Annotated in this window: 6 protein-coding genes and 1 pseudogene; 5 read left to right on the top strand and 2 right to left on the bottom strand. The window is 70.8% G+C overall.

Features of this window, described 5'->3' with window-relative positions; translation table 11 throughout:
• Positions 1-70: 70 nt before the first annotated feature.
• A pseudogene (locus tag P409_RS40435) lies at positions 71-377 on the top strand (aminotransferase class IV).
• A 6-nt stretch (positions 378-383) separates the two neighbouring features.
• Here the strand turns inward: P409_RS40435 and P409_RS25530 are convergent.
• Positions 384-1,301 carry an extracellular catalytic domain type 1 short-chain-length polyhydroxyalkanoate depolymerase gene (locus P409_RS25530; RefSeq protein WP_161790472.1) on the bottom strand — a complete coding sequence of 306 codons (918 nt, stop codon included), beginning with the start codon at positions 1,299-1,301 and terminating at the stop codon, positions 384-386.
• 96 nt (positions 1,302-1,397) lie between these two features.
• Entirely contained in the window at positions 1,398-2,612 is a 1,215-nt protein-coding gene (gene thrS / locus P409_RS25525; protein ID WP_052121379.1) for a threonine--tRNA ligase, read from the bottom strand.
• A 366-nt stretch (positions 2,613-2,978) separates the two neighbouring features.
• Between thrS and P409_RS25520 the strand changes: the two genes are divergently transcribed.
• From P409_RS25520 to P409_RS25505, 4 genes are all read left to right on the top strand, one after another.
• Positions 2,979-3,386: an MbcA/ParS/Xre antitoxin family protein gene (locus P409_RS25520; RefSeq protein ID WP_202964811.1), complete on the top strand. Its 408-nt coding sequence runs from the start codon at positions 2,979-2,981 to the stop codon at positions 3,384-3,386.
• Positions 3,377-4,078: an RES family NAD+ phosphorylase gene (locus P409_RS25515; protein ID WP_202964810.1), complete on the top strand. Its 702-nt coding sequence runs from the start codon at positions 3,377-3,379 to the stop codon at positions 4,076-4,078. Before P409_RS25520 ends, P409_RS25515 begins: the two co-directional genes overlap by 10 nt.
• Positions 4,079-4,190: 112 nt before the next feature.
• Positions 4,191-4,868 (top strand): GTP cyclohydrolase II, encoded by a 678-nt coding sequence (locus P409_RS25510; protein WP_052121378.1) that lies wholly within the window; start codon positions 4,191-4,193, stop codon positions 4,866-4,868.
• Positions 4,865-5,426, top strand: a 562-nt coding sequence (locus tag P409_RS25505) for a bifunctional diaminohydroxyphosphoribosylaminopyrimidine deaminase/5-amino-6-(5-phosphoribosylamino)uracil reductase RibD (protein WP_202964809.1), incomplete at its 3' end; no start/stop codon positions are given. The genes P409_RS25510 and P409_RS25505, both read left to right, overlap by 4 nt.

Genomic DNA, 5,426 nt, shown 5'->3' with positions numbered 1-5,426 from the left:
AAGTCGCTAGAACTATCTCGACGCCGTTCTGGCCCGGCGCGAGGCGGCGGAGCGCGGCGCCGACGACGCGGTGCTGCTGAATACCGCGGGCCGGGTGGCGGAGACCACCATCGCCAACCTGTTCGCCGATCGACGGCGCCTGGGCGACGCCGGCGGTGGGGGAGGGGGCGCTGCCGGGCATCATGCGGGCCGCGGTGCTGGCGCGGCTGGAGGCGGCCGAGCGGCCGATCGCCGTCGCGGATCTGCAGCGGGCGGAAGCGCTGCTGCTGACTAACGCCCTGTCGATCCGCGCCGTGGGGCGGCTGGAGGACAGGGCTCTGCCGGCCGGTACGGAAACGGCCGCCGGGGTGCGCCGGGAGCTGGGCCTACCGGACTGACGCTCGCTACAGCCGCGGATGGTCGGCGAAGAAGTGCCAGATATGCGGCGTGGCGGCGAAGCCCGGGGTCATGTGGCCGTCCGGCCAGGCGTGGTAGCCGCCCTCGACCACGTCGAACCGCACCGCGGTCCCGGACCGGCAGTCGGGATAGTCTTCGACCTTGATGCCGAGGACCGTCGCGCGCTGCACCGGCTCGCTCTGGCAGCCGTCATAGGCGGCCCAGAAGGCCACGGAGTCCCGCACCGGCGGGAACTTGGCGCGGGCGTAGCTCTCTCGCTCCGCCGTGCCGTCGAACGGCACGGCGCTGTCATCGGTGCCGTGGATGTGGATCACCGAGACCGGGCGGGTCGGGGTGCAGGACGGCACCAGGATCGCGCCCGAGACCACGGCGACGCCGGCGAAGATGTCGTCGGCCTCGCAGGCCAGGCGATAGGCCATCATGCCGCCGGCGGAGAAGCCTGCGGCATAGACGCGGGGGCGGTCGACCGCGCGCTGCTGCTCGATCGCCGACACCATGGCCCGGACGAAGCCGATATCGTCGGCGTCCTGCCGCATGGCCGAGCCGCAGCAGTCGCCAGCATTCCAGCTGAACTGGTCGGCGGTCTCCGCGGTCGGCTTCGCGCGACCCGTGCCGTTCGGGTAGGCGACGATGAAGCCTTCGGCATCGGCCTCGTCGTCGAAGCCGGTCAGGGCGATCGCGCTGGCCGCATTGGCGCCGCCGCCATGCAGCACCACCACCAGCGGCAGCGGCCCGCCTCCCTGCGCCGCCGGCGGCAGGTGCAGGGTGTAGCTGCGGGAGATGCCGTTGACCGGCAGCGTCGCCTCGACATCCGTGCCGGCGGCCCGGCTCGCAGCTGTCGACAGCGGCAGGACGAGCGCCGCGATGACCGGAAACATCAGCGCCTGCGCAAGTCGTCGTGCCATCTCTGCCGTCTCGATCGGGTCCGCCGGCAGGATAGCGCGGCCGGCCATGAAGGCCAGCCGCGATGAAGGGTCGCGGTCGGACAGGTCGTTCGCCGGTCAGGCGGCCAGGGCCGGGGGCTCCGCCGGAGATTGCGCCTCGGCGCTCAGCCGCTCGATCGCCGCGGCCAGGGGCAGGGATTCCTGCCGGCCGTCGCGATAGCGCAGCGCCACGGTGCCGTCCCGCGCCTCGCGCCCACCGATCGCGGCCAGCACCGGCACGCCGTCGGCATGGGCGTCGATGATCTTGCGCGACAGCCGTTCCGGCCGAGCGTCGAGGGCGACGCGCAGCCCCGCCGCCTCGAAGGCCTCGGCCACCCGGCAGGCCGGGACGACGTCGTCGGCGCCGATCGAGGCCACCACCAGCTGCTCCGGCGCCAGCCACAGCGGCAGCCGGCCTTCGTGATGCTCGAGCAGGACGCCGATGAAGCGTTCCAGGCTGCCCAGCACGGCGTGGTGCAGCATCACCGGCGCGACGGCATTGCTGCGCTCGTCGACATAGGCCGCGCCGAGCCGCTCGGGCATCACCAGGTCGAGCTGGATGACGCCGCATTGCCAGCGCCGGCCGCGGCTGTCGCGCAGATGGAATTCCAGCTTCGGCCCGTAGAAGGCGCCTTCGCCGGGCAGGGTCTCGCAGTTCAGCCCGGCCTGCCGGGCCGCGCCGGCCAGCGCCGCCTCGGCCCGGTCCCAGACCTCGTCCGATCCCGCCCGCTGCGGCGGCCGTGTGGCGAAGGCGACGTCGAACTCATCGAAGCCGAAATCGGCGTAGATCCGGCGCAGCAGGCCGCAGAACCGCGCCACCTCGGCCTCGACCTGGTCCGCGTGGCAGAACACATGGGCGTCGTCCTGGACGAAGCCGCGGGCCCGCATCAGCCCCTGCAGCGCGCCGGACGGCTCGTTGCGATGCACGGCGCCGAACTCGAAATAGCGGATCGGCAGCTCGCGATAGGACCGCACGCGCTTGTTGAAGATCTGGATGTGGCCGGGGCAGCTCATCGGCTTCAGCGCCATGATCCGGCCTTCATCCGCCACCGCGAACATCTGGGCGCCGAATTTCTGCCAGTGGCCGCTGCGGTTCCACAGGCCGCGGGCCAGCAGCTGCGGTGTCCGCACCTCGCGGTAGCCGGCCCGCGCCATCCGCCTTCGGACGTGATCCTCGACCACGCGGTACAGCGCCCAGCCGCGCGGATGCCAGAAGACCATGCCGGGGCCGTCCTCCTGCTGGTGGAACAGGTCGAGGCGGTTGCCGAGGATGCGGTGGTCGATGTCGTCCATGGAAGTCTCCGTTGCGTTGGACCGGCGCAGGGAGAGCCCAGAAAGACCAAGGGCCCCGTCCGTCGCCGGCGGGGCCCTTTGGGGATCAGAGGCGCTGTCCGATCAGCGCACACGACCTCCGCACGACCCGCCTGTGGCGGTAATCGTTTTGGTGGTCGCGGTAGTGATCGAACGGATCGCGCTCATGTGGCGAGTGAGCCACGCCCGGCGGGCGGCGTCAACAGCGATGCAACGCGAAGTGGGGGTGCTGTGTTGATGGGGCGCGGGGCTTGTCATCAATCGGATCTCTCGCTATATTTGTCTCAAACGAGATCAATAATCTCATATGAGTGACGCTCATGTGAGTGGGAAGAGAGGAGCGGTTCGATGATGGCGCGGGAAGCGGCGGTGGCGCCGCGCGGTGCCGAAGGGCGGATGGCCCGGGCCGGGCTGAATGCCTTCTTCAACATCGCCGAGGCCTGGGGGCTGAAGGACGAGGAGAAGCGCGTGCTGCTCGGGCGCCCATCCAAGGCCACCTTCTATCGCTGGAAGGCCGGCGCGACCGGCCACCCCTCGGCCGACACGATGGAGCGGATCTCCTACATCCTCGGCATCTACCGGGCGTTGCAGATCCTGTTCAAGGACGCCAAGCTGGCCGATGGCTGGGTGCGGCGCCCGAACACCGCCTCGCCCTTCGGCGGGCGCTCGGCGCTCGACCGCATGCTCTCCGGCAATGTCGCCGACCTGTTCGTCGTGCGTCGCTACCTGGATGCGGAGCGCGGCGGTTGGGGCTAGGCGGTGCGACCATTCCGCTGCGCCGGGTCGAATGGCCCGAGTGCTGGCGCATCATTCCCAGCCGCTACCCGCCGATCGACCTGTTCGAGCGGGTGGCGCCGCCCGAGGATTGGGAGCTGCTGATCGATCTCGAATCCCGCACCAACGACCGGCTGCGCGACCAGGTCGGCCAGATCTCGCTGGTGCCGCTGGAGGAGCGGATGAGCGGGCCGGGCACCAGCTTCATCATGGCGCCCTTCACCCATCTGCACCCGGACGGCAGCCGCTTCACCGACGGCACCTACGGCGCCTATTACGGCGCGGCGGCGCTTGACACGGCGGTGGCGGAGACCAGCTACCACCGCGCCCGGTTCTTCGCGGCGACGGCGACGCCGGCGACCACCATCGACATGCGGGTGCTGATCAACAGCCTGTCCGGCGACCTGCACGACATCCGCGAGCTCGGCGCCGAGCTGCCGGGCGTCTACGACCCGGTGGATTACTCCGCCGGCCAGGCGCTGGGGCGGCAGCTGCATGGCGAGGGCTCGTCCGGCATCGCCTATGACAGCGTCCGCCACCCCGGCGGGCAGTGCGCCGCCGTGTTCCGGCCGCGCAGCGTGCTGACCCCGGTGATCCAGGAGCGGCACCTGTCCTATCACTGGGACGGGACCCGGATCGCGGCGGTGAACGAGATCCGGGCGTTGCAGACGTAGCCTGCCGCATAGCCGATCTCCGTTCGCGGGGCTGGGAATATCGCGATCGGCCACCGATATTGTGCCGCACGGTTTCACGAGGTCGGTCGCGGCGCGGCCGTCGAGGTATTCGATGCAGGCACCGCCCGATCCAGGGGTTCAGATCCGCACCACCGTCACCATCCCGATCCTGGACGGGGCGGGGAAGGGGGTGTTCCACACCTTCAGCGGCTTCAGCGACGGCGGCGAGCATTTCGCCATCGCCCTCGGCCCACAGGGCCGCGACGTGCCGCTGGTGCGGGTGCATTCGGAATGCCTGACCGGCGACGTCTTCGGCTCGCAGCGCTGCGACTGCGGCCCGCAGCTGAACGACGCCCTGCATCGCATTGGCAAGGAAGGCGGTTTCGTCCTCTACCTGCGGCAGGAAGGGCGCGGCATCGGCCTCTACGCCAAGCTCGACGCCTATGTGCTGCAGGACCAGGGGCTCGACACCTTCGAGGCCAATGAGCGGCTGAACTTCCCCCACGACATGCGGGACTACACCCCGGCAGCTCTGATGCTGCTGGCACTCGGGGTCAAGCGGATCCGGCTGCTGACCAACAACCCCGACAAGGCGAAGCAGCTCGAGGCCGCCGGAATCGAGATCGCCGAGATCGTGCCGACCGGCATCTTCGTCACCGAGCACAACATCCAGTATCTCGAAGCCAAGGTCAGGAAGCACGCGCACCGCATTGATCTGGCAGAGATGTCCGACCAGATCGACGCGCTGCCGCGGGCGGTCGGCGGCCTGCGCCGCCTGGGCAAGCCTTGACCCTGGCGGCCAGGTTTTCGCTGCAGCCGGGCTTCGGCTTCGGCGGCATCCTTCGCGACACGCTGCCGGAGCCGCTGCGCGCCGCCGCGCCGCCGACGCGGGTGGCGGGCGACGACGAAGCCTGGATGCTGGAGACGCTGCGGACGGCGATGGCCCATAACGGGCTGTCGGACCCGAACCCCGTGGTCGGCTGCGTCATCGTCCGCGACGGCCGCGTGGTGTCGCGCGGCGCCACCGAGCGGATCGGCGAGCGCCATGCCGAGCGCGTCGCGGTCGAGGCCGTGCCCGACCGGTCGGTGTTCCGGGGCGCCACGGCCTATGTGACGCTCGAGCCCTGCAGCCATCATGGCCGCCAGCCGCCCTGCGCCGATCTTCTGGCCTCGCTCGGGCTCGCGCGCTGCGTGGTGGCGCTGCGCGATCCGTTTCCGCTGGTCGACGGCGCCGGCCTGGCGCGGCTGCAGGCCGCGGGCGTCGACGTCAGTGTCGGCACGCTGGCGCCGGAGGCGGCGGCCTGGCATGCGCCCTTCCTGCTGCGGCAGCGGCTCGGCCGCCCCTCGT

It is taken from the genome of Inquilinus limosus MP06 (assembly GCF_000767795.1).
Taxonomy (GTDB): domain Bacteria; phylum Pseudomonadota; class Alphaproteobacteria; order DSM-16000; family Inquilinaceae; genus Inquilinus; species Inquilinus limosus_E.
This window is presented reverse-complemented; position numbering and strand designations above follow the sequence as displayed.